The organism is Streptomyces sp. NBC_01476 (genome assembly GCF_036227265.1).
Lineage (GTDB): Bacteria > Actinomycetota > Actinomycetes > Streptomycetales > Streptomycetaceae > Actinacidiphila.
Genome location: NZ_CP109446.1, coordinates 596,289 through 618,558, shown reverse-complemented (window position 1 = coordinate 618,558; position 22,270 = coordinate 596,289). Strand labels below are relative to the sequence as shown.

Sequence of the window (22,270 nt, the reverse complement as noted above, 5' to 3'; positions counted from 1 at the left end):
AGGCGGACTCGTCCCGACCGTGGTGGCCGCCGTGGCCGTAGTGACCGTTGCCGCTGTCGTGCCCGCTGCCGCCGCCGCTCTCGTGCCGGTCGTGCCCGTCGTGCCCGTCGCGGCGGGACGGCTCCCCGTGGATGCGCTCATGGCTCCACGATGGACCGCCGGACCTCGTAGAACAAGCGAGTTCTTTTACACGGACGACGTAGCATTGCTTACATGTTGAGCCTGGAACGTCTCCGCATCCTGCACGCCATCGACACCTACGGTTCGGTCAGCGCCGCCGCCGACGTGCTCGGGGTGACGACCTCCGCCGTGTCCCAGCAGATGGCCAAGCTGGAGCGGGAGACCAACCAGACGCTGCTGGCCAAGAGCGGCCGGGGCGTGCGGCTCACCGACGCCGGCCGGCTGCTGTCCGGGCACGCCGACCGGATACTGTCCCTGGTCGAACTCGCGCACTCCGACCTGGAAGCACACCGCGGCGCCGCGGTCGGCGAACTGCGGGCCGCCGCCTTCCCCACCGCGGTGCGCGGGCTCTTCCCGGCCGCGCTGACCGCGCTGCGCCGCGACCACCCCGGCCTGCGCACGGTCGTCCACGAACTGGAGCCGAACGAGTCGCTGGCCCGCCTCACCCGCGGCGACATCGACCTGGCGGTCGTCCTCGACTGGTACAACAAACCTCTGTCGCTGCCCGGCGGTCTGGCCAAGGCACCGCTGCTGGACGACGTCGCGGACGTCGCCCTGCCGGCCGGGCACCGCCTGGAGGGACGCCCCTGGATCGAGCTGGACGAACTCGCCGACGAGGAATGGATCGCCTGGCCGGACGGCGGCTTCTGCCACGAATGGCTGCTCTTCACCCTGCGCGGCAAGGGCATCGAGCCGCGCATCTCGCACCACGCCGAGGAGCACGCCACCGCACTCGCACTGGTCGCCGCCGGCCTCGGTGTGGCCGTGATGCCGCGGCTCGGCCGCGATCCGATGCCGGGCGGCGTGTGCATCACCCCGGTGCGCCGCACCATGCACCGCCATGTGTACGCGGTGTGGCGGGAGGACGCGGACCGCCGGCCGGCCATCCGCGTCGCCGTCGACGCGCTGCTGCAGTCGGCCGGCCGGCCCCGGGCCTGATGCCAACCGGCATCGGGCCGCGGGCCGGCCTGTCCACCCGTGCGGCGCCCCGGACACCAGGGCGCCCAGGGCGTCAGGCCAGCGTGACCTCGCTCCCGGAGACGGTGACCTGCTTGGCGGGCAGGGCCTGGGTCGCCGGGCCGTTGGCCACGCTGCCGTCCGCCACGTGGTACTTGCTCCCGTGGCAGGGGCAGTTGATGGTGCCGTCCGAGACGCTGGTGACCGTGCATCCCATGTGGGTGCAGATCGCCGAGAAGCCCTTGAACTGACCTGCCGTGGGCTGCGTGACGACCACCTTCTGGTCGGCGAAGATCTTGCCGCCGCCGACCGGGATGTCGGAGGTCTTGGCCAGCGGCGTACCGCCGCCCCCGCCGGAGCCGGCGGTGGTCGGGGCGTCGGAGGGCGCCGGGTTGCCGTTGGACGCGGACGACGGCGAGGAGGAGTCCGAGCTGGAGTCCGAGCCCGACCCGCAGGCGGCGAGGACTGCGGCCAGTCCCACGCCGCCCGCCGCGGCGACGACACCGCGGCGGGTGGGGGACACGGGAGATCCGGAGGTTTCGGGCATGACGTGAATCCTGTCCGTTCGTGGAACCGGGCGGCGGCGAGCCGCCGCCCGGCAGCGTTCTCTTACGCGTGACCGTTCATACGGCCGGGCGGGCCGGAACGTTCAACGACACGCGCAAGAAGTTCATCTGGTGGCGCAGCAACCCCTCCACCACCGCCTCGTCACTCGGCGAGTGGGTGGTGGCGGAGAGCGGCAGCACCTCGTGGTGGCGGTGGGCGGCGAGCAGCGCAGCGGACAGCCGCAGGGTGTGCGCGGGCACCACGTTGTCGTCGGCCAGACCGTGGACCAGCAGCAGCGGCCTGCGCAGCGCCGCCGCCTCGCCGATCGGCGAGCTGCGGTCGTACGCCTCCGGTTCGTCGTCGGGGTGGCCGAGGAAGCGCTCCCGCCAGTGCGTGTCGTACAGCCGCTGGTCGCTGGGGCCGGCGCCGGAGATCGCCGCGTGGAAGACATCCGGACGGCGCAGCACGGCGGCGACGGCCAGCGTGCCGCCGTAGGACCAGCCGCGGATCGCGACCCGGGTGAGATCCAGCGCGGGGAACCGCTCCGCGGCGGCGTGCAGGGCCGTCACCTGGTCCTCGATCGGCGCGCTCAGTGTGTCGCCGTGCACCGTCTTCTCCCACCGCGGGCCGCGCCCCGGGGTGCCGCGGCCGTCCGCGATCACCACCGCGAACCCCTCGTCGGCGAACCACTGCCCCTCGGCCATCGCCCAGCCGCAGGCCCGGGTGACCAGTTGGGCCGCCGGGCCGCCGTACGGCTTGAGCAGCACCGGCAGCGGGCCGCCGCCGGGCTCGTACCAGGAGGGCAGCAGCACCGCGGTACGCAGCTGCCGCTCCCCGGCCCGCAGCCAGGTGACGCGGGGCGGGGTGACCGGCTCGGCGGCGAGCGAGGCGACGGGGAGGACGCGCCGCGGACCCGCGCCCTTCGGGACCGTACTCTCGGGGTCCGCGCCGGCCGGTCCCGCGCCGTCCCACCGCGCGCCGTCCGGTCCCGCACTCCCCGGAGCTGCGTGCTCCGGTCCCGCGCCGTCCCGCCCCGCGCCCGGCCGGGCACCGTCCATCAGCAGCCGGAAGGTCCGCCGGCCGTCCACCGCGGACTCCAGCAGCACCGTGCCGCCCGCGCGCTGCCCGCTGTGGACGCCCGGCTCCGCGCTGATCCGGCGCAGACCGCCGGCCCGCGGATCGTACGACCACAGGTGCTGCTCGGTGGGCTCGTCGCTCGCCACGAAGAGCACCGACTCGCCGTCCACCGACACGACGTACCGCAGTTGCAGCCCCGGCGGGGTGACCGGTTCGCCGTCGACCGTCAGCCGCCTGGTGTCGCCCTCGTCCGCGGTGTGCACGAGGGTTCCCGTGGCCGTCCGGGCGGGTGTCCCCGGGATCAGCTGCACCCACGCCGGGTCGCGCTGCTCGTGCAGCGGCCGGGTGGCGCCGGAGTCCGGGTCCGCGGCCAGTACCCGCAGCGTCCGCTGATCGCGGCTCTGCACGCCCAGCAGCGGGCCGTGGGCGTCCCAGCCGGCGGTGGCCAGGTACTCGTACCCGGCGCGGTCCCAGCGCACTTCGGTGCGTTCGCCGTCGAGGCCGAGCACGTGGAGCGACACGTCGGCGTTGGCGGTGCCGGCCGCCGGGTACGGGACGGCGCGCGGCGGCCGGTGCGGATTCGCCGGGTCCCCGATCCACCACCGCTGCACCGGCGTGGTGTCCACCCGTGCCGCCAGCAGGTGCTCGCCGTCGGGGGACCACCAGTACCCGCGGTAGCGGTGCATCGACTCGGCCGCGACGTGCTCGGCGAGGCCGTACGTGATGTCCTCGTGCTCGGGCTCGGCCGCCGCCAGGTCCGCCCCGGTCGTCTCCACCACGTGCAGCGCGCCGCCGGTGACGTAGGCGACGCGGTGCCCGGTCGGGTCGAGCCGGGGGTCCACCACCGGTCCCGCGGTGGGCAGCCGCCGGGCCGGCCGGCCGCCGTCGAGGCCGAGCATCCACAAGGTGCCGTCGAGCGCGAAGGCGACGGTCCGCACCGCGGCGTCGGCGCTGTAGGCGACGATGCCGCCGGAGTGCTCGCGGGCCCGCTCCCGGCGGACGCGTTCGGCTTCCGGCAGTTCGCCGGCCGCCCCGGCGAGTGTCGAGGGATCCACGAGCAGCCGTTCGCCGGCCGCGTCGCGCAGCCACAGGCAGCCGGTGCGGTCCTCCGGGCCGCGGGTGCGCAGGAACAGCACCCCGGAACCGTCCGGGAGCAGGGTGAAGGACCGGGGCAGGCCGAGTGAGAAGCGCTGGGTGCGGGCGAGTTGGCGGGGAAGAGTGATCTTGTCCATAGGGGCAGTCTTCACCCGGCTAGCCTGGGGGGATGTTGAGAGAAGTGACCGGCATCCGCTACGTGACGCCGCTGCGTGAGGGCGGCTCGGTGCCCGGTGTGGTCGAGGCCGACGACCTCGGCACCTACGTCGTGAAGTTCACCGGCGCCGCGCAGGGCCGCAAGGCGCTGATCGCGGAGGTGATCGCCGGGGAGCTCGGCAGGCGGCTGGGGCTGCGCGTGCCCGAACTGGTGCGCTTCGACTTCGACCCGGTGATCGGACTCGGTGAGCCCGACGTGGAGATTCAGGACCTGCTGAAGGCGAGCGGCGGGCTCAACCTCGGGATGGACTTCCTGCCCGGCGCCCTCGGGTTCGATCCCCTGGTCTTCGGGATGGAACCCGAGGAGGCGAGCCGGATCGTCTGGTTCGACGCGCTCATCGGCAACGTCGACCGTTCGTGGCGGAACCCTAACATGCTGGTCTGGCACCGGAACGTGTGGCTCATCGACCACGGTGCCTCACTGATCTGGCACCACAACTGGAAGTCGGCGGCGGCAGCTTCGGCGAAACCGTACGACGCCTCGGACCACGCGCTCTCCCGCTTCTCACCCGAACCTGCGGCTGTCGCGGCCGAGTTGGCGGCCAGGGTGACGGAGGAACTCCTCATCGAGGTGACCGCTCTCGTGCCCGACGAGTGGCTGACCGACGAGCCCGGCTTCGACACCCCCGACGACGTGCGCCGCGCCTACCGCGAACTGCTGGCCGCCCGCGCGGTGGATGTCCACCAGCGGATCACCACCGGTCAGCGGCCGGAGAAACAGCCGCCGCCGGAGTGGCTGCGCCCCTGGGTCGAAGGGAAGAACGCCAAGTGAGCGGGCGCGACGTCTTCGAGTACGCGCTGGTGCGCGTGGTGCCGCGGATCGAGCGCGGCGAGATGATCAACGCCGGGGTGCTGGTCTACTGCCGGGCGAAGAGCTATCTGGGCGCGCGCATCGACCTGGACGAGACGCGGCTGCGCTGCCTCGACGCCGAGGTGGACGTCGCGGGCGTACAGGCGGCACTGCGTGGCTACCAGGGCGTCTGCGCGGGGGGCGGGCCGGCCGGGCAGGCGGCGGGGGACGACGCCGGCCGCCGTTTCCGCTGGCTCACGGCGCCGCGCAGCACGATCGTGCAGCCCGGCCCGATCCACACGGGGCTCACCGCGGACCCGGACAAGGAGGCCGACCGCCTCCTGGACCTCCTGGTCCGCTGACCCGTCCGCCCCCTCCACCCGTCGTCGCGCGCGCGGTTCCGCGCGTCCGGACGGGCACCCCGCGACCGCGGCAGGCCGGCGGCAGGCCGGCGGCAGGCGTGCGGCGGGCATGCGACAGGCGTGCGGCGGGCATGCGGCAGGCATGCCGAGCGGGCGTCGACCGGGCCACATCGCCGGTGGATGGCGTTGACAGTGGGTCACTGCCCTCCTACGGTTTCGCAAAGGGACCTACTAAGCGGTCGCTCATACGCGGGGCGCATGCGCGACCGCCCGTCACACCGGGCTGAGGAGAGACAGATGTCCACCACCGAGCAGCGCGTCGCGATCGTCACCGGCGCCGCACGCGGAATCGGCGCCGCCACCGCGGTACGGCTGGCCGCGGAGGGCCGGGCCGTCGCCGTACTCGACCTCGACGAGGGCGCCTGCAAGGAGACCGTGGAGACCATCACGGCGGCCGGCGGCAAGGCCGTCGCGGTCGGCGCCGACGTCTCCGACGAGGAGCAGGTCGAAGCCGCCGTCGCCAAGGCCGTCGAGGAGCTGGGCGCGCCCACCATCCTGGTCAACAACGCCGGCGTGCTCCGCGACAACCTGCTCTTCAAGATGACCGCCACCGACTGGGACACCGTCATGAACGTCCACCTGCGGGGCGCCTTCCTGATGACCCGGGCGGTCCAGAAGCACATGGTGGACGCGAAGTTCGGCCGGGTGGTCAACCTCTCCTCGTCCTCCGCGCTCGGCAACCGCGGCCAGGCCAACTACTCCGCCGCCAAAGCCGGTATGCAGGGCTTCACCAAGACCCTCGCCATCGAGCTGGGCAAGTTCGGCGTCACCGCCAACGCGGTCGCCCCCGGCTTCATCGTCACCGACATGACCGCCGCCACCGCCGCCCGGGTCGGGATGGGCTTCGAGGACTTCCAGGCCGCGGCCGCCACCCAGATCCCCGTCCAGCGGGTGGGCAGGCCCGAGGACGTCGCCAACGCCATCGCGTTCTTCACCGGCGACGCGGCCGGCTTCATCTCCGGCCAGGTCATGTACGTGGCCGGCGGCCCGCTCAACTGACAAGCGCGAAGGCATCGTTCACCATGACTCAGCTCCCCCCCGCCAGCGGCCGTGTGGCCCTGGTCACCGGCGCAAGCCGCGGTATCGGCTACGGCATCGCGCAGGCGCTCGTCGCCCGCGGTGACCGCGTCTGCATCACCGGACGCAACGAGGACGCCCTCAAAGAGGCCGTCGAGAAGCTCGGCCCCGACCGGGCCATCGGCGTGGCCGGCAAAGCCCACGACCTGGAGCACCAGGCGGTCGCCGTCGAGCGCACCATGGAGGCGTTCGGCCGGATCGACCACCTGGTCAACAACGCGGGCACCAACCCGGTCTACGGCCTGCTCAGCGAGATCGACCTCGCGGTGGTCCGCAAGGTCTACGAGACCAATGTGATCTCGGCGCTCGGCTTCGCCCAGCAGACCTGGAAGGCCTGGCAGAAGGAGAACGGCGGTGCGATCGTCAACATCACCTCGATCGCCGGCCTGGCGCCGTCGCCCCTCATCGCGGCCTACGGCATGAGCAAGGCCGCCATGGTCAACCTCACGGTGCAGCTCGCCGCCGAGATGGCCCCCGGAGTACGGGTCAACGCCATCTCGCCGGCGGTGGTGAAGACCAGGTTCGCCGCCGCGCTGTACGAGGGGCGCGAGGAGGAGGCTGCCGCAGGGTATCCGCTGCGGCGGCTCGGCGTCCCCGAGGACATCGGCGGCGCCGCCGCCTTCCTGCTCTCCGACCAGGCCGGCTGGATCACCGGCCAGAACCTGGTGATCGACGGCGGGATCTTCCTGCGGGCCGGCTCCTGACCTCCGCTCCGCGCCCCGGGTGGCGGCCCCAACACCGCTGCCACCCGGGGCTTTTCGCATGCCGGGCCGCGCTGTCAGTGGGGCGCGGTACGTTCTGGAACAGCAATGGATCGCTTACCGGAGGTTCCTGACGTGCCCAGCATGCTGCCCGATTCCTGGGAGACCGCGCTCGGTGGGGAGTTGGAGAAGCCGTACTTCAAGCAGCTCACCGACTTCGTCGAGGAGGAACGGCGCGAGCACCGGATCTTCCCGCCGCGTGACGAGGTCTTCGCGGCGCTGGACGCGACCCCGTTCGACCAGGTGAAGGTGCTCATCCTCGGCCAGGATCCGTACCACGGCGAGGGCCAGGGGCACGGCCTGTGCTTCTCGGTGCGGCCGGGCGTGAAGACCCCGCCGTCGCTGCGGAACATCTTCAAGGAACTGCGGGACGAGCTGGGTTACCCGGTGCCGGACAACGGCTATCTGATGCCGTGGGCCGAACAGGGTGTGCTGCTGCTCAACGCGGTGCTCACCGTCCGCGAGGGCGAGGCCAACTCGCACAAGGGCAAGGGCTGGGAGAAGTTCACCGACGCGGTGATCAAGGCGGTCTCCGCGCGCCCCGACCCGGCGGTCTTCGTGCTGTGGGGGAACTACGCCAAGAAGAAGCTGCCGCTGATCGACACCGAGCGGCACATCGTGATCCAGGGCGCCCACCCGTCACCGCTGTCGGCGAAGCTCTTCCTCGGCAGCCGCCCGTTCAGCCAGATCGACGAGGCGGTCAAGGCCCAGGGACACGACCCGATCGACTGGCGGATCCCCGACCTCGGCGCGACGGCCTAACGGCCGTAATTCTGACGGCAGATGGTGGCCGCGGGGCTGCCCGCCGCCCAGCCGCCGTAGGACTCGCCGAGGTCGCACACCGACGTGCCGCCGGGCAGCGCGGTGGCCCGCGGCGCCGCTTTGGGCCGGGGCTGCGGCCGGGGCACCACCGTCCGGTGGCCGTGGTGCGGCGGCGCGGCCGTGCCTCCGGCGGGCGGCACCGAGGGCGAGGAGGTGGCGGGAGGCTTCGCCCCTGCCGTCTCCAGCACCGCGTGGGGCGGCTGGGCCGGCGCCCCGCCGGAACGGTCCGCGCCGGGGCCGGGGTGCGCGGGGGCGGCCGACCGCGGTACGGCCGCGGGGTCGGTCGGCGTGGCGGTCGACGTGGCGGTCGAGGGGGACACGCTGGTGCAGCCGGCGGCAGCGCAGGCGGTCAGCAGGATCAGGGCGAGAGAGGCGCGACGCACTCGGCCAACTGTGCCGCAGGGCAGGGCGGCCGGGGAATTCCCCGAAGGGGTGATCCTCCCGCCGCCGCCCACCCCCAAGCCACCCGTACGGGGAAGCCCGCGCCCGCCGCGCCCTCCCGCCGTGGCGGCCCCGACCGGCCCGTATGCTGCGGTGACACCCGTACGGGAACCTGTGGGACGGACCCGTACGGCGATCGCGTACGCGAGCGGGCCGACCACCGTCCCCACGGGTCCGGCGCAGCCGGGCGGAGACGACAGGAGCATTCATGGCACCGGGCAGCGCCCCCCTGAAGATCGGCGTCATCGGACTCGGTGACATCGCGCAGAAGGCGTACCTCCCGGTGCTCGCCGCCCAGCCCGGCCTCGAACTCCACCTGCACACCCGGACCCCGGCGACCATGGAGCGGGTCGGCGACGCCTACCGGCTGCCGCACCGCCACACCTCGCTTGACGCGCTCCTCGACCAGGGCCTGGACGGTGCCTTCGTGCACGCGCCGACCGAGCACCACGCCGAGATCGGCGCCCGGCTCATCGAGGCCGGCGTCCCCGCCTACATCGACAAGCCCTTCGGCTACCACGTGGCCGACGCCAGGCGGCTCGTGGAACTCGCCGACAGCCGCGGGGTGTCCCTGACGGCCGGCTTCAACCGCCGCTGCGCGCCCGGGTACGCCCAGTGCCTCGACCACCCGCGCGACCTGATCCTCATGCAGAAGAACCGGGTCGGTCTCGCCGACGACCCGCGCCGGGTGGTGTTCGACGACTTCGTGCACGTGGTGGACACGCTGCGCTTCCTCGTACCCGGTCCGGTGGAGCAGGTGCGGGTCTCGGCCCGGGTACGGGAAGGGCTCCTCCACCACGTGGTGCTGCAGCTGACCGGTGACGGCTTCACCGCGATCGGCTCGATGAACCGGATGAGCGGCTCCACCGAGGAGAGCCTGGACGTCAGCGGCGCCGACTCGCGCCGCCAGGTGCTCAACCTCGCCGAAGTGGTGGACCACAAGGGTCAGCCGACCCTCCGGCGGCGTGGCGACTGGGTTCCGGTGGCCCGGCAGCGCGGCATCGAGCAGGCCGCGCTCGCCTTCCTCGACGCGGTGCGCGGCGGCACGCTGCTCAGCGCGCGCGACGCGCTGGAGACCCACGAGCTGTGCGAGCGGATCGTCACCGAGATCGCCGGCTGACCGGGCCGGCCGTTTCCCGGGAAGGCCGGCCGGGAGCGGCGCCCGGTCTCAGACGGCGTGCTCGGGGACGGGCGCCGCGGACTTCCTGACCCGGGCCGTCACCTCGTAGGCGAGCGCGGCGAGCGCCAGCAGCAGGGCGAGCCGCGGCACCCAGTCGCCGAACCGCGCATAGGGGCTGCGCCCGGTCGCCAGCGGCACCTGGAAGACCTCGGACGTGCTGCTGCTCGTACCGATCCGGTGGCCGACCGGCCGGCCGTCCGCGTCGTACACCGCGCTGATCCCGGTGAGGGTGGCGTGCACCATCGGCCGCCAGTCCTCGGCGGCCCGCAGCGCGGCGAGCGAGGCGTGCTGGGCGGGCGCCCAGCTGTGCTGGAAGGACGACGTCGACGACTGGGCGATGAGCACCTGCGCCCCGTCGCCCGTCAGATGACGGCTCATGTCGGGGAACGCGGACTCGAAGCAGACCAGCGGCCCGAGCCGCAGTGTCCCGGTGTCCATCACCACCTGCCTGGTGCCGGGCAGACGGTCCTGGCCGGCCGCCTTCCCCACCGAGGTGGCCCAGCCGAGCACCGAGCGCAGCGGTACGTACTCGCCGAAGGGCACCAGACGCATCTTGTCGTACGTCGGGCCGGTCACGCCGTCCGGGCCGACCAGCTCGGAGGTCTTGGAGATGCCCTTGCCGTCGGCGCGCGGGGCGTCCACATTGACCAGCAGGTCGGCGCCCACCTCGCGGGACAGGGCGGTCAGCTTCCGGGTGACCTGCGGATGGTCGGCCAGGTCGACACTGATACTGCTCTCGCCCCACACCACCAGGTCGGGGTGCGATCCCACCAGCCCACGGGTCAGCTGCACTTCACGGTCGAACCGGCTGTTGCCGGCCGCCAGGACTCCCGACTGGACCACCGCGATCCGCGCCGAGCCGGACTGCTGGGCGCGCGGCGCCCACAGCCACACCGCGGTGGTGACCGCGGCCGCCAGGGCCAGCGCGGCGCCGGCCGGCCGGCGGACGGCCGGCACCGCGAGGAGCGCCACCAGGCAGGTGTTGACCAGCACCAGCAGGAAACTGACCAGCCAGACCCCGCCGATCGACACCAGCCGCAGCGCGGGCGCGAACTGCCACTGGCTGGCACCGAACAGCCCCCAGGGACCGCCGAGGTACTGCCAGGAGCGCACCAGCTCGACCAGCAGCCAGGCCGACGGGACCAGCACGGTCGCCGCCACCGCCTGACCGGAGCCCGCGCCCTCGCCGAGCAGCCGGCGCACCGTCCAGCCCCACGGCGCCCAGAACACCCCCAGCAGCAGCGCCAGCGCCACGATGAACACACTCAGGCTCGGCAGCAGCCAGTGGTGCACGGCCAGCATGAAACCGGCGCCGCCGAGCCACCCGTCGATCGCGGCCCGCCGCCCGGTGGGTGCCGAGCGGACCAGCAGCATCCACGGCACCAGGGCGACATAGGCGAGCCACCACAGGGAGGGCGCGGGGAACGCCAGCGCGGGCAGCGCGCCCGCCAGTGCGACGGCCGCGCCGCGCCACCAGGGCGACGACAGCCGGGGCGTGGCATGTCGCTCGGCCGTCACCGTCATGAGCCGCTCCCTCACGATTCCCCGCGTGTCTCCCGGGGCGACCAGTGTCCTGGCACCGGCCTACCCTGCACCACACGCGACATGCCGTGCGTCCGGCGTGTCGCCCCGCGCCGGCGGGAGGGGGCGGAATCCGGGGGGCGGTTCAGGCTTCTTCGGGTTCCGTGGCGGTCTGCTCGCCGTTCTGCCCGTCGCCGCCGGCCGAGCGGCCGCGGATGACCAGGGCGGCGGCCGTGGCGGCGGCGGCGAACGCGGTCGCCACCACCCAGGGCCGGTTGAGGCAGTGCCCGGTGACGTGGTCGAGCGAGAACCGGCCGGGGCCGGCCAGACCCAGCGAAGCGGCGGTCCAGCCGACCAGACCGGGGTGCTCGAAGCCGCCGCCGGCGTTGAAGAAGCCCGCCGGGGCGTGCACCGAGACCGCGCTGGCCATCGCACCGGCCGCCGCCGCGCCCGCGGCCGGGGGTGCCGAAGCCCAGCGCGAGCAGCAGGCCGCCGCCGGTCTCCCCGAGCCCCGCGGCGATGGCCGCCGCCCGGCCGGGCCTGAACCCCATCTGCTCCATGCCCTGCGCGGTGGCGCCGATGCCGCCACCGCCGAACCAGCCGAAGAGCTTCTGGGTACCGTGCGCGAGCAGCACCGAGCCGGTGCCGAGGCGCATCGCGAGCAGGCCGAGATCGGTGCGGTACGGAAGGGCCATGGCCGGAGTCCTCTGCTGAAGCGGGAAGAGCGGAAGGGGGCGGGGGCGGCAGGGCGTGCCCCTCTTCCCAGTCTTCGCGCCCCGGGCCGCTCCGCCCGGTCACGGGGGCCGTACGGGCGAACCGGCGCCTGCCGCGGGCGGCGCGGCGGGCCGCTCAGGGCTGGCGGTTCCAGGCGGTCAGCACATGGCGTCCGTGCTCAAGGCCGAGCCGGCTGACCGTACCCGTCGACAGCTGGAAGAGCGCGCCGTCGGAGGCCGGCAGACCCAGGCGGCGGGCGGTGAGGACCCGCAGGAAGTGGGCGTGCGCGACGAGCACCACATCGCCGCCGTCGCCGTCGGCGAAGGCCGCGTCGACCCGGGCCAGTACCCGGTCCGCCCGGTCGCCGACGTCCTCGGCGCTCTCGCCCGGGTGCCCCTCGGGGCCCGGGATCACGCCTTCGGTCCACTGGTCCCAGTGCGGGCGGGTGCGGTGGATCTCGCGGGTGGTGACGCCCTCGTAGCCGCCGTAGTCCCACTCCCGCAGGTTGGGGTCCACCTGGGCCTGGTCGAGGCCGGCCAGCTTCGCGGTCTGCCGGGCCCGCTCCATCGGACTGGTCAGTACGCATCCGATGTGCCGGGAGGCCAGCAGCGGGGCCAGCGAACGGGCCTGGTCCTCACCCCTGGGGGTCAGCGGGAGGTCGGTGTAGCTGGTGTGCTGCCCGGAGAGGGTCCACTCGGTCTCTCCGTGCCGGATCAGAACAAGCTCGCCCATCGAGCACACCTCCCGTGACGCCCCTCGGCGCCCCGATCTTGATCATACGTGGCCGGTCCCCGCCCATCACCTGGAGCGGATGACGGGCCACCGCCGACTTCCTTACGGGAAGGGAACGGGGGAACGCAGGAAAGGCTTCCCCCGCGGCGGCCTCGTTACGATGGCGCCGCACACACCGGTCGGGGCAGCAGGCCGCCGGACAGCGACACAGCAGCACAGGGAGCCCATATGAGCGACGCCGCCCGCACCTACGACGTGGTGGTCATCGGAGCGGGACCGGTGGGCGAGAACGTCGCCGACCGCACCCGGGCCGCCGGGCTCAGCACGGTGATCGTGGAGAGCGAACTCGTCGGCGGCGAGTGCTCGTACTGGGCGTGCATGCCGAGCAAGGCACTGCTGCGGCCGGTGGTGGCCAGGGCCGAGGCCCGCCGGCTGCCCGGGCTGAGCGACGCGGTGGCCGGGCCGCTGGACGCGCCCGAAGTGCTCTCCCGGCGCGACGCGTTCACCTCGCACTGGAAGGACGACGGCCAGGTGGGCTGGCTGGAGTCGGTGCACGTCGACCTGGTGCGCGGCCACGGCAGGCTCGACGGCCCCCGCACCGTGACGGTGGCGACTCCGGACGGCGGCAGCGTGACGCTCACCGCCCGGCACGCGGTCGCCGTCTGCACCGGCACCGACGCGGCGCTGCCCGAGCTGCCGGGACTGGCCGACGTGCGGCCGTGGACCAGCCGGGAGGCCACCAGCGCCAAGGAGGTCCCCGGGCGCCTGGTGGTGGTCGGCGGCGGGGTGGTCGCGGTCGAGATGGCGACCGCCTGGCAGGCGCTCGGCGCGCAGGTGACCGTGCTGGTGCGGGGGAGCGCGCTGCTGTCGAAGATGGAGCCGTTCGCGGGAGAACTGGTCGCCGACGGGCTGCGCGAGGCCGGGGCCGACGTGCGCTTCGGGGTGTCGGTGGTGTCGGCGATCCGCGAGAACGGGCAGGTGCTGGTCGGCCTCGACGACGGCGGCGAACTGACCGCCGACGAGATCCTCTTCGCCACCGGCCGCACCCCGCGCACCCGCGACGTGGGCCTCGAAACGGTGGGGCTGACCCCCGGCGACTGGCTGACGGTCGACGACACCCTGCGGGTGACCGGTGTCGAGGACGGCTGGCTGTACGCGGTCGGCGACGCCAACCACCGCGCGCTCATGACGCACCAGGGCAAGTACCAGGGCCGGATCGCGGGCGCGGTCATCGCCGCCCGGGCCAAGGGCGAACCGCTGGACGACCGGCCCTGGGGCCCGCACGCGGCAACCGCCGACACCGCCGCCGTGCCGCAGGTGGTCTTCACCGACCCCGAGGTCGGCGCCGTCGGCCTCACCGCACAGGAGGCCGAACGGGCCGGCCGCCGTATCCAGGTGGTGGACTACGACATCGCCGATGTCTCCGGCGCGAGCCTGTACGGCGACGGGTACCGCGGCAAGGCCCGGATGGTCGTGGACCTCGACCGCGGGCACCTGATCGGTGTCACTTTCGCCGGCCCCGGTGTCGGCGAACTGCTGCACTCGGCGACGATCGCGGTGACCGGCGAGGTCCCGGTGGAACGGCTCTGGCACGCCGTGCCCTCGTACCCGACGATCAGCGAGATCTGGCTGCGCCTGCTGGAGACGTACCGGGGCTGACACCCCCCGGGGGGCGGCCGGTGGTACGGCGGAAGGGTGACCGGCCGGCCTCAGGCCCCGAGCAGTCCGGCCAGCCGGTCGTGGACGCCGTCCCTGCCTTCGGTGCGGCCGGGCACCAGCTGGTCCGGGTCCTGCGGGTCCCGGACCAGGGTGTGCAGACGGCCGTCGTGGCGGGCGAGCACCAGGTCGGTGCTCTCGCCGGCGACCTCCGCCGAGCCCTCGGCGGTGTAGTGGGTGACGGTCACCAGCGCGGACCGCTCCGCCGCGGTGAGCACGGTGTCCACGTCCGGGGCCCGTCCGGCGTCGGCCGACGGCCCCCGGGGGAGCCATTCGGTGAGGATGTCCAGGGCGTCGTCGAGTGTGTGCAGGCCGATCTGGTGGACGCCGAGTGCGTCGATACGGACCATCAGGGCGATCCGCTCGGGCTGCGGAAGCAGCAGGATCCGCCACGGCTCCCCGGGGACCGTTCCGGTCGCGCGGGCGTCGAGCACCGTCCGGGCCCGCTGCTGGAGCGCCACCGCGATGCCGAGGTCTCCCCGGACCTGGACCTGGTCGCCCGAGGAGCCGGCCAGCAGCAGCTGGCGGGCCGCCAGTGAACGGACCGCCTCGGCGAGGACCTCGTCCGACGGACGGGCCTCCAGGAAGTCCACGATCGCGTCCACGACGGTGAGTTCGGCGATGGTGTAGGCGCCGAGCAGCACCGGCCCGGTGTTCACCAGTTCCACCACGGACGCGACGAGCCCGGCCGGGACGGACGCCTCGCCGGGACCCGGTGCCGGCACGCCGTGCTGATCGTCGCTCACGAGGAACCTCCCAGGCCGTGTCCGCCACCGCCTACGCGCCATCCGTCCGTGCCAGGCGCCGGACAGGGCGCACCGAGCACCCCGGCCGCGATCCGTGACGGCATCTCGGTGACCCATACCTCGGAACTGCCGAACACCCCGCGCCCCGACCTCCCGGACAGCGCCTGGCCCAGCTCACCGGCCAGGTCCTGGCGGTCCGGAGGCGGGAAGCGGGCGGCCAGGTCCTGGGACGCGGCGGTCGTGTCGTCGTCCTCCTCGATCCGGCGCAGCGCCTGGGTCAGCGAGCGGGCGACGGGAGGAGTCAGGGTGGTGGGGACGGCCAGGTTCGGCGAGAGGTACATCGGGCGGCGTTCGGTCATCCGCGACAGTCCCCACGGACCCACATTGCTGCGGGTGATCCGGTACACCACATAGTCCATGAGGTGCCGGACGTCGCTGAGGCTGGGCAGCTTGCGCTTGCCGAAGGCGGCCGGGGTCTTCTCCATCTGCACCCAGGTGCCCTGCTCGGTGCGCCCGTGGAGCTTCTCCCGCACCACCTGGCCGCGCATTCCGTAGTCGGGGTAGAGCTTCTTGTCGATGTTGTGGTGGTGGCTGGACAACCGGGCGTGGCTGATCTTCGGGAACTGCCAGTCCTCGTACAGCTGGGGGTCGTCCACCAGCACATGTCCTCCGCACAGGACGTCGTGCAGCTGCGGCACCTGGAGACCGTGTCTCTCCAGGTCGTCGATGACCACCGCCTCCTCCGGGCTGAGCCGCTCGGCCGCCTTCACCAGCCCTCTGCGGTACTGACCGGACCGGGCGGTGATGTCGATCATGAGCCGGACCCTGCGGCGTACCTCGTCGGCCGTACGGGCGCGCGCGCCGCCGGGGTCCGCGTCGGCGGACCGCGCGGCGCGCGCGACATGGCCGTGCTTGTGATCCACTCAGCCAGTACAGCACGGCCGGTGTGTCTCCGCCCGGGCTGCGCGTCCGGCTGCCGGAGGCGGGCCGGGGCTGGTCAGTGGCCGGCGATCTGGGGGTAGAGGACTTCCGGCCCGGCGGCGAGGGCGGCCTTGACGCGCCTGCTGAGGTCGTCGGCGAGGACCTCGTGGAGGCCCGCCTCCAAGCCTTCGAGGGCCGCGGCGACGACATCGGCAGGGTCGTTCTTCGGCGCGTCGACGTGGGCGGCCAGGTCGGTGTCGACATAGCCGACGTGCAGGCCGGTGACCTGGGTGCCCTGATCGGCCAGGGACAGGCGCAGGGAGTTGGTGAGCGACCACTCGGCGGCCTTGGCCGCGCTGTAGCCGCCGCTGTTCGGTGCGGCGTACCAGGACAGGACGGAGAGCACATTGAGGATCCCGCCGCCGCCGTTGCGGGCCAGGACGGGGGCGAAGGCGCGGCTCACCCGCAGGGTGCCGAAGACGTGGGTGTCGAACTCGCGCTGGAAGTCGGCGAGGTCGCCGGCGACGGTGCTGGCGCCGGTGTCGATGCCGGCGTTGTTGATCAGCAGGGTGACGTCCTGGGCCTGCTCGGCGGCGGCCCGGACCGACTCGGGGTCGGTGATGTCGAGCCGCAGCGGGACGGCGCCGGGGACGCTGACCTTCTTGGGGTCGCGGGCCGAGGCGTAGACCTTGGAGGCGCCCGCGTCGAGGAGGGACTTCACGAACTGCTCGCCGATACCGCGGTTGCCGCCGGTGACGAGCGCGACGGAGCCGTTGATCTTCATCAGGGTGCCTTTCGGAGGTTCTCGGCGACCGGTGAAAACCGATCGGTTTCCAACACCGTATACCGATCGGTTTCCGGTGTCGACCCGGCGCGGTAATGTCGGGGTATGACCACGACGACATCCAAGGCGTCCTCCCGCGACCGGCTGCTCGACGCGGCGGCGGAGCTCTTCTACCGCGAGGGCGTCAGCACCGGCATCGACGCGCTCTGCAAGGCCGCCGGGGTGTCCAAGCGGTCGATGTACCAGCTGTTCGAGAGCAAGGACGCGGTGATCGCGGCGGCACTGGAACGGCAGGGGCCGCGGCTGAGCGCCCTGCTGCTGCCGCCGCCCGGCGTCCCGGAGCGCCCCAGGGCCCGCATGCTGCACGTCTTCGAACGCCTGGAGGAGGCCGCGCTCGAAGCGGACTACTGCGGCTGCCCGTACCTGGCCACGCAGGTCGAACTGAAGGACCCCGGGCACGCGGCCAGCATCGTCGCCGCCCGCGCCAAGGAGGAGATGGCGGAGTTCTTCCGCACCGAGGCCGAACGCGGCGGGGCCGCCGACCCGCGGCTCCTGGCCCGCCAGCTGGTCCTGGTCTACGACGGGGCGAGTGCCAGGGCCGGCATCAAGGCGGACACGCTGGAGGGGCTGGCGGTGGTCACGGCGTCGGCGCTGATCGACGCGGCCGGGGTGAGGGCCTGAGCCCTCCGCCCTGCGGTACGCCGACCCGTTCGCGCCCGCGTCGCCGGCCGCTGCTGCCTCGTCCCGAGCTGACCACGGCCCGCTGACCGCCAGGGCTGTGCCGGTGCCGCGCGCACGGAGGGTGACGCACAGGCTGCCGACGTAGACTCCGCGGCCGTGCGATCCGACGAGGGGGTAAACCTCCATGACCCGCAGGACTGACCGCAGGCGGCCGCACCAGGAACGCCGTCCGCGGGCTGCCGAGTCCGTGGGGGTGGTCACCCGGGGCCGGGACGGCGGGGCGGAGGAGAGGTGCGGCGGGCGCGCCGGCGGGCACAAGGTGCGGGAGATCGGCCACCGGGGTACGTACGTCCGCGTGGACGGCCCGCTGAACGCACAGCGCTTTCCGCGGAGTTGCCCGCCGCCCGTCCGGACCGGCGCCGGCGAGAACCCGGCCGGACCCCGCGCCGGAGCCGTCGTCACCCCCCGGCGGGCCCCCGGCCCGGGCGGCGACCCCCGGAGCACCGGGGTTCCGCGCCGTGCCGCCGGACCCGGCCGTGACCCCAGCGGCATCAGGGTTCCGCCCGCTATGCCCGGACCCGACCGCGACCCCGGGAGCGTCAGGGTTCCGCGCTGTGCCGCCGGCCTGGGACGCGCCCGCGGCGGCGTCGGGGTTCCGCCCCGTACCCCCGCACACGGCCGGCTGAGCCGCCTCGCCGGCCGCCTCTTCGCTAGGCCCACCACCAGCGCCGGGCGTGCCGGCACCGCACTCACGGAGGCCCGGTGACGGACCGTCAGCCTGTAACCCCCGAGCCGGCCGCCGCCGCGGCCGGCTCGGCCGTGCCCGTGGCGGCGACGGCCGGCTGGGTCCGCAGACTCGGCGGTTACTGTCTGCGGCACCGTGCCGACCTGTACACCGCCTTCCTCGGCGCGGTGCTCGCGGCGACTGCCACCGCCACCCTCCCCCTGGTCCTGCGGCACGTCGTGGACGGCGTGGCGGCCGGCACCACCGGTTCCCTGGCGCCCTGGACGGCGCTGCTCGCCTGCCTGGGCGCGCTGCGCTTCGGCGCCAGTTTCACCCGCCGCTACCGGGCCGGCCGCCTCTCCCTCGGCGTGCAGTACGACCTGCGCAACGACGCCTTCGCCGCCCTGCTGCGGCTCGGCGGCGCCCAGCAGGACAACCTGCGGACCGGACAGATCGTCAGCCGCTCGATCTCCGACATCACCCTCATCCAGACGCTGCTGCAGTTCCTGCCGAACATGACAGGCAACGCGCTGATGTTCCTGATCTCGCTGGTCTTCATGGCGGTGCTCTCACCGCTGCTGACGCTGGTGGCGCTCGTGGTCGGCCCGCTGCTGTGGCTGATCGCCCTGCGCAGCCGCCGGGACCTGTTCCCGGCGAACTGGCACGCCCAGCAGGAGGCCGCCGAGGTGGCCTCGACCGTCGAGGCCACCGTCACCGGTGTGCGGGTGGTCAAGGGCTTCGGGCAGGAGCAGCGGGAACTGGCCGGCCTGGAGCGGCGGGCCCGCACACTCTTCTCGTCCCGGCTGCGGGTGGTGCGCTGCACCAGCCGCTACAACCCGGCACTTCAGGCGGTGCCGGCGCTCGGCCAGGTCGCGGTGCTGGCACTCGGCGGCTGGCTGGCGCTGCACGGGCGGATCTCGCTCGGCACCTTCCTCGCCTTCACCAGTTACCTCGGCTCCTTCGTCACCCCGGTCCGCCAGGTCGCCACCCTGCTCACCGTCTGGCAGCAGGCCAGGGCAGGCACCGAACGCGTGCTGGAGGTCATCGACGAGGCACCGGTCATCACCGACGTGCCGGACGCCCGCGAACTCCCCCCTGAGCCACCCGCGTTGAGCTGGCAGGACGTCACCTTCGGCTACGGACACGCCGCCCCGCTGCTGCGCGGCCTCTCCCTCGACATCGCGGCGGGCGAGACCGTCGCCCTGATCGGCCCGGCCGGCTCCGGCAAGTCCACCGCGGCGGCGCTGCTGCCCCGCTTCTACGACGTGCCTGCCGGTGCCGTACGGGTCGGCGGCACCGATGTGCGCGAGCTGCGGCTGGCCTCGCTGCGGTCCCGGATCGGCTTCGTCTTCGAGGAGAGCCTGCTGCTCTCCGACACCGTGCGGGCCAACATCGCCTACGGCGACCCCGACGCGAGCGAGCAACGGATCAGGGAAGCCGCCAGGATCGCCCGCGCCGACGAGTTCATCGAGAACCTGCCGCAGGGGTACGACACGGTGGTCGGCGAGCAGGGCCTGACCCTGTCCGGCGGACAGCGGCAGCGGGTCGCGCTGGCCAGGGCGCTGCTGGTGGACCCGGCGGTGCTGGTGCTTGACGACGCCACCTCCGCGATCGACGCCCGGGTCGAATCGGAGATCCACACCGCGCTGCGCGAGGCCACCCGCCGGCCCACCACGCTGATCGTGGCCCACCGCAGGTCCACCCTGGAACTCGCCGACCGGATCGCGCTGCTGGACGGCGGGCGGGTGGTGGACACCGGCACGATGGACGAACTGCGGGCGCGCTCGGCGCTGTTCCGGTCGCTGCTGACCGCGGCGGAGGTGCCGGAGCCGGGTGACAGTCCCGCCCCGGGCGATCAGCCGGCGGCCCAGGACGTACCCGCCGCGCCGGCCGCCGCGGAACCGCTGCCGGCCGACGAGGAGGACCTGGTCGCGGCTCCGGCCGTGACCGCGGCGCTGTGGCGCCGCCCCGACACCGACGGGCCGGGGCGCCAGGAGGGCACCACGCTGCGGGCCGCCCAGATGATGGCGACGGCGGCGGCCACCGCGGGCCGGGGCCGGGGGCCCGGTGGCAGCGTGCTCGGCGCCGCTCCGCCCACCCCCGAACTCCTCGCCGCGCTGGCCAGGATGCCGCTGCCGGCCGGCGACCCGGACGTACCCACCGAGGAGACCAGGGCCGCCGACCCGCACTTCGGCCTCGGCGCCCTGATCCGCCCGTTCCGGGTGGCACTGCTGCTCGGCCTTGTGCTGGTCGCACTCGACGCCCTCGCGCAGATCATGGTGCCCATCCTCGTCCGGCAGGGCGTGGACGACGGCGTCAGCCGGCACTCCGGCAGCGTGCTGCTCATCGCGGCCGGCGCCGCCGCAGCCGTCGTCGCCACCGACTGGGTGATCTCCATCGCCCAGCTGCGCACCACCGGGCGCACCGGCGAACGGCTGCTCTACACCCTGCGGGTCAAGACGTACGCGCAGCTCCAGCGGCTCGGCCTGGACTACTACGAGCGCGAACTCGGCGGCCGGATCATGACCCGGATGACCACCGACGTGGACGCGCTGTCGAACTTCCTGCAGACCGGGCTGATCACCGCGGTCGTCAGCCTGCTGACCGTGCTCGGCGTCCTCGTCACCCTGCTGGTGATCGACGCCGGACTCGCCGTCGTGCTGCTGTGCGCACTGCCGCCGCTGATCGGCTCCACCGCGCTCTTCCGGCACTACTCGGTGCCCGCCTACCACGAGGCCAGGGAGCGGGTCAGCGCGGTCAACGCCAACCTGCAGGAGAACGTCACCGCCATCCGCGTCACCCAGGCGTTCCGCCGGGAAGAGCGCAACGCCCGCGACTTCGCGGTCCTCGCCTGGGGCTTCCGCGACTCCCGGCTGCGCGCCCAGCGCTACATGGGCACCTTCTTCCCCTTCGTGGAGTTCCTCGGCACCCTGTCCACCGCCGCCGTGCTCGTCGTCGGCGCCGGCCAGGTCCGCTCCGGCACCCTCACCGCCGGCACCCTGATCGCCTTCCTGCTCTACGTGGACCTCTTCTTCTCCCCGATCCAGCAGCTCTCCCAGGTCTTCGACGGCTACCAGCAGGCGGTCGTCGGCCTCGGCAGGCTGCGCACCCTCATGCGCACCCCGACCGGCACCCCGGTCGCCGAACACCCGCTGCCGGTCGAGGGGCTGCGCGGCGGGATCGAGTTCGACCAGGTGTCCTTCGGCTACACCGGCACCGGCGGACAGGAGGTGCTGCACGGGGTGGACCTGCGGATCGCCCCCGGCGAGACGGTCGCGCTGGTCGGCGCCACCGGGGCCGGCAAGTCCACCGTGATGAAACTGATCGCCCGCTTCTACGACCCCACGTCCGGTGCGGTGCGGGTGGACGGGCACGATCTGCGGGAGCTGGATCTGCCCGGATACCGCCGCAGGCTGGGGGTGGTGCCGCAGGAGGCACACCTGTTCAGCGGCACCGTGCGGGACGCCATCGCCTACGGGCGGCCCGAGGCGAGCGACGCGGAGGTGGAGGCCGCGGCGAAGGCGGTGGGCGCCCACGAGATGGTCGCGGCGCTGCCGCTCGGCTACCTCCAGCCGGTGGGGGAGCGGGGGCGGAGCCTGTCGGCCGGCCAGCGGCAGCTGCTGGCGCTGGCCCGTGCGGAACTCGTCGACCCCGACGTGCTGCTGCTGGACGAGGCCACCGCGTCGCTCGACCTGGCCACCGAGAGCCGGGTCGCCGCCGCCACTGACGCGCTGACCCGGCGCCGTACCACCCTGGTGGTCGCCCACCGCCTCACCACCGCGGCCCGGGCCGACCGCGTGGTGGTCATCGACCACGGCACCGTGGTGGAGTCCGGCACCCACGCCGGGCTGCTCGCCGCGCAGGGGCCGTACCGCAAGCTGTGGGACGCCTTCCGGCAGACCGGTGGCGGGGCGACTGTCGACCAGCTGGCGGCGGACAGCGCGGTGACCACTGCGGGGGGCTGACCGCGGACCGGCCGGGGTGCCCCTGTCGCTCGGTTTCCGGACCTTCTGCTGGTGGGGGTTGCGCGCGCCGTTCCTCGCGCCCCTTCCGGCCGGGCTGCCCCGGTCGGTCGGCTTCCGGACCTTCTGCCGGTGGGGGGTTGCTCGCGCGGTTCCTCGCGCCCCTTCCGGGCGGGGTGCCCGGTTCGGTCGGTCCCGGACCTTC

The 22,270-nt window shown here is 73.7% G+C and carries 18 protein-coding genes and 1 pseudogene; 10 read left to right on the top strand and 9 right to left on the bottom strand.

Features of this window, described 5'->3' with window-relative positions:
* The first annotated feature begins 213 nt into the window (after positions 1-213).
* The gene (locus tag OG552_RS02700; RefSeq protein ID WP_329129232.1) at positions 214-1,119 is read left to right on the top strand and encodes a LysR family transcriptional regulator; all 906 of its coding nucleotides are present in this window, start codon (positions 214-216) and stop codon (positions 1,117-1,119) included.
* A 73-nt stretch (positions 1,120-1,192) separates the two neighbouring features.
* Here the strand turns inward: OG552_RS02700 and OG552_RS02695 are convergent, their stop codons facing one another.
* Positions 1,193-1,684, bottom strand: coding sequence for a Rieske (2Fe-2S) protein (locus tag OG552_RS02695; RefSeq protein ID WP_329129231.1), 492 nt, complete (start codon positions 1,682-1,684; stop codon positions 1,193-1,195).
* A gap of 76 nt (positions 1,685-1,760) precedes the next feature.
* Positions 1,761-3,992: a prolyl oligopeptidase family serine peptidase gene (locus tag OG552_RS02690; protein ID WP_329129230.1), complete on the bottom strand. Its 2,232-nt coding sequence runs from the start codon at positions 3,990-3,992 to the stop codon at positions 1,761-1,763.
* Between the two features lie 32 nt (positions 3,993-4,024).
* Between OG552_RS02690 and OG552_RS02685 the strand changes: the two genes are divergently transcribed.
* The 5 genes from OG552_RS02685 to ung all read left to right on the top strand — a co-directional run bounded on the left by OG552_RS02685 (position 4,025) and on the right by ung (position 7,883).
* Positions 4,025-4,843, top strand: a complete 819-nt coding sequence (locus OG552_RS02685; RefSeq protein ID WP_329129229.1) for a HipA family kinase — start codon at positions 4,025-4,027, stop codon at positions 4,841-4,843.
* Positions 4,840-5,223, top strand: a complete 384-nt coding sequence (locus tag OG552_RS02680; RefSeq protein WP_329129227.1) for a DUF3037 domain-containing protein — start codon at positions 4,840-4,842, stop codon at positions 5,221-5,223. The genes OG552_RS02685 and OG552_RS02680 overlap by 4 nt, the downstream gene beginning before the upstream one ends.
* 297 nt (positions 5,224-5,520) lie before the next feature.
* Entirely contained in the window at positions 5,521-6,282 is a 762-nt protein-coding gene (gene fabG, locus OG552_RS02675; protein WP_329129225.1) for a 3-oxoacyl-ACP reductase FabG, read from the top strand.
* A 23-nt stretch (positions 6,283-6,305) separates the two neighbouring features.
* Entirely contained in the window at positions 6,306-7,064 is a 759-nt protein-coding gene (locus OG552_RS02670; protein WP_329129223.1) for an SDR family oxidoreductase, read from the top strand.
* 141 nt (positions 7,065-7,205) lie between these two features.
* Positions 7,206-7,883: a uracil-DNA glycosylase gene (gene ung / locus OG552_RS02665; protein WP_329140508.1), complete on the top strand. Its 678-nt coding sequence runs from the start codon at positions 7,206-7,208 to the stop codon at positions 7,881-7,883.
* Here ung and OG552_RS02660 read toward each other — a convergent pair.
* Entirely contained in the window at positions 7,880-8,326 is a 447-nt protein-coding gene (locus OG552_RS02660; RefSeq protein ID WP_329129221.1) for a hypothetical protein, read from the bottom strand. The two genes, ung and OG552_RS02660, sit on opposite strands and share 4 nt — an antisense overlap.
* A 287-nt stretch (positions 8,327-8,613) precedes the next feature.
* Between OG552_RS02660 and OG552_RS02655 the strand changes: the two genes are divergently transcribed.
* Positions 8,614-9,504 (top strand): Gfo/Idh/MocA family protein, encoded by an 891-nt coding sequence (locus OG552_RS02655; protein ID WP_329140506.1) that lies wholly within the window; start codon positions 8,614-8,616, stop codon positions 9,502-9,504.
* A 48-nt stretch (positions 9,505-9,552) separates the two neighbouring features.
* Here OG552_RS02655 and lnt read toward each other — a convergent pair whose 3' ends face one another.
* From lnt to OG552_RS02640, 3 genes and pseudogenes are all read right to left on the bottom strand, one after another.
* A complete protein-coding gene (lnt, locus tag OG552_RS02650; protein ID WP_329129220.1) occupies positions 9,553-11,088 on the bottom strand; it encodes an apolipoprotein N-acyltransferase in 1,536 nt (511 codons plus the stop codon).
* 142 nt (positions 11,089-11,230) lie between these two features.
* A pseudogene (locus tag OG552_RS02645) lies at positions 11,231-11,780 on the bottom strand (DoxX family protein).
* A gap of 154 nt (positions 11,781-11,934) precedes the next feature.
* Entirely contained in the window at positions 11,935-12,531 is a 597-nt protein-coding gene (locus tag OG552_RS02640; protein WP_329129218.1) for a histidine phosphatase family protein, read from the bottom strand.
* A gap of 228 nt (positions 12,532-12,759) precedes the next feature.
* Here OG552_RS02640 and OG552_RS02635 point away from each other — a divergent pair, with 228 nt between their 5' ends.
* A complete protein-coding gene (locus tag OG552_RS02635; protein WP_329129217.1) occupies positions 12,760-14,190 on the top strand; it encodes a dihydrolipoyl dehydrogenase family protein in 1,431 nt (476 codons plus the stop codon).
* 50 nt (positions 14,191-14,240) lie between these two features.
* Here the strand turns inward: OG552_RS02635 and OG552_RS02630 are convergent, their stop codons facing one another.
* The 3 genes from OG552_RS02630 to OG552_RS02620 all read right to left on the bottom strand — a co-directional run bounded on the left by OG552_RS02630 (position 14,241) and on the right by OG552_RS02620 (position 16,698).
* Positions 14,241-14,993 carry a hypothetical protein gene (locus tag OG552_RS02630; protein ID WP_329129216.1) on the bottom strand — a complete coding sequence of 251 codons (753 nt, stop codon included), beginning with the start codon at positions 14,991-14,993 and terminating at the stop codon, positions 14,241-14,243.
* Entirely contained in the window at positions 14,990-15,916 is a 927-nt protein-coding gene (locus OG552_RS02625) for a hypothetical protein (RefSeq protein ID WP_329129214.1), read from the bottom strand. Before OG552_RS02625 ends, OG552_RS02630 begins: the two co-directional genes overlap by 4 nt.
* A 74-nt stretch (positions 15,917-15,990) precedes the next feature.
* Complete coding sequence (locus tag OG552_RS02620; protein WP_329129213.1) at positions 15,991-16,698, bottom strand: SDR family oxidoreductase; 708 nt, start codon at positions 16,696-16,698, stop codon at positions 15,991-15,993.
* Between the two features lie 105 nt (positions 16,699-16,803).
* Between OG552_RS02620 and OG552_RS02615 the strand changes: the two genes are divergently transcribed.
* Positions 16,804-17,379 carry a TetR/AcrR family transcriptional regulator gene (locus OG552_RS02615; RefSeq protein ID WP_329129211.1) on the top strand — a complete coding sequence of 192 codons (576 nt, stop codon included), beginning with the start codon at positions 16,804-16,806 and terminating at the stop codon, positions 17,377-17,379.
* Positions 17,380-18,204: 825 nt separating this feature from the next.
* Complete coding sequence (locus tag OG552_RS02610) at positions 18,205-22,068, top strand: ABC transporter ATP-binding protein (protein WP_443071131.1); 3,864 nt, start codon at positions 18,205-18,207, stop codon at positions 22,066-22,068.
* The last annotated feature ends 202 nt before the right edge of the window (positions 22,069-22,270 follow it).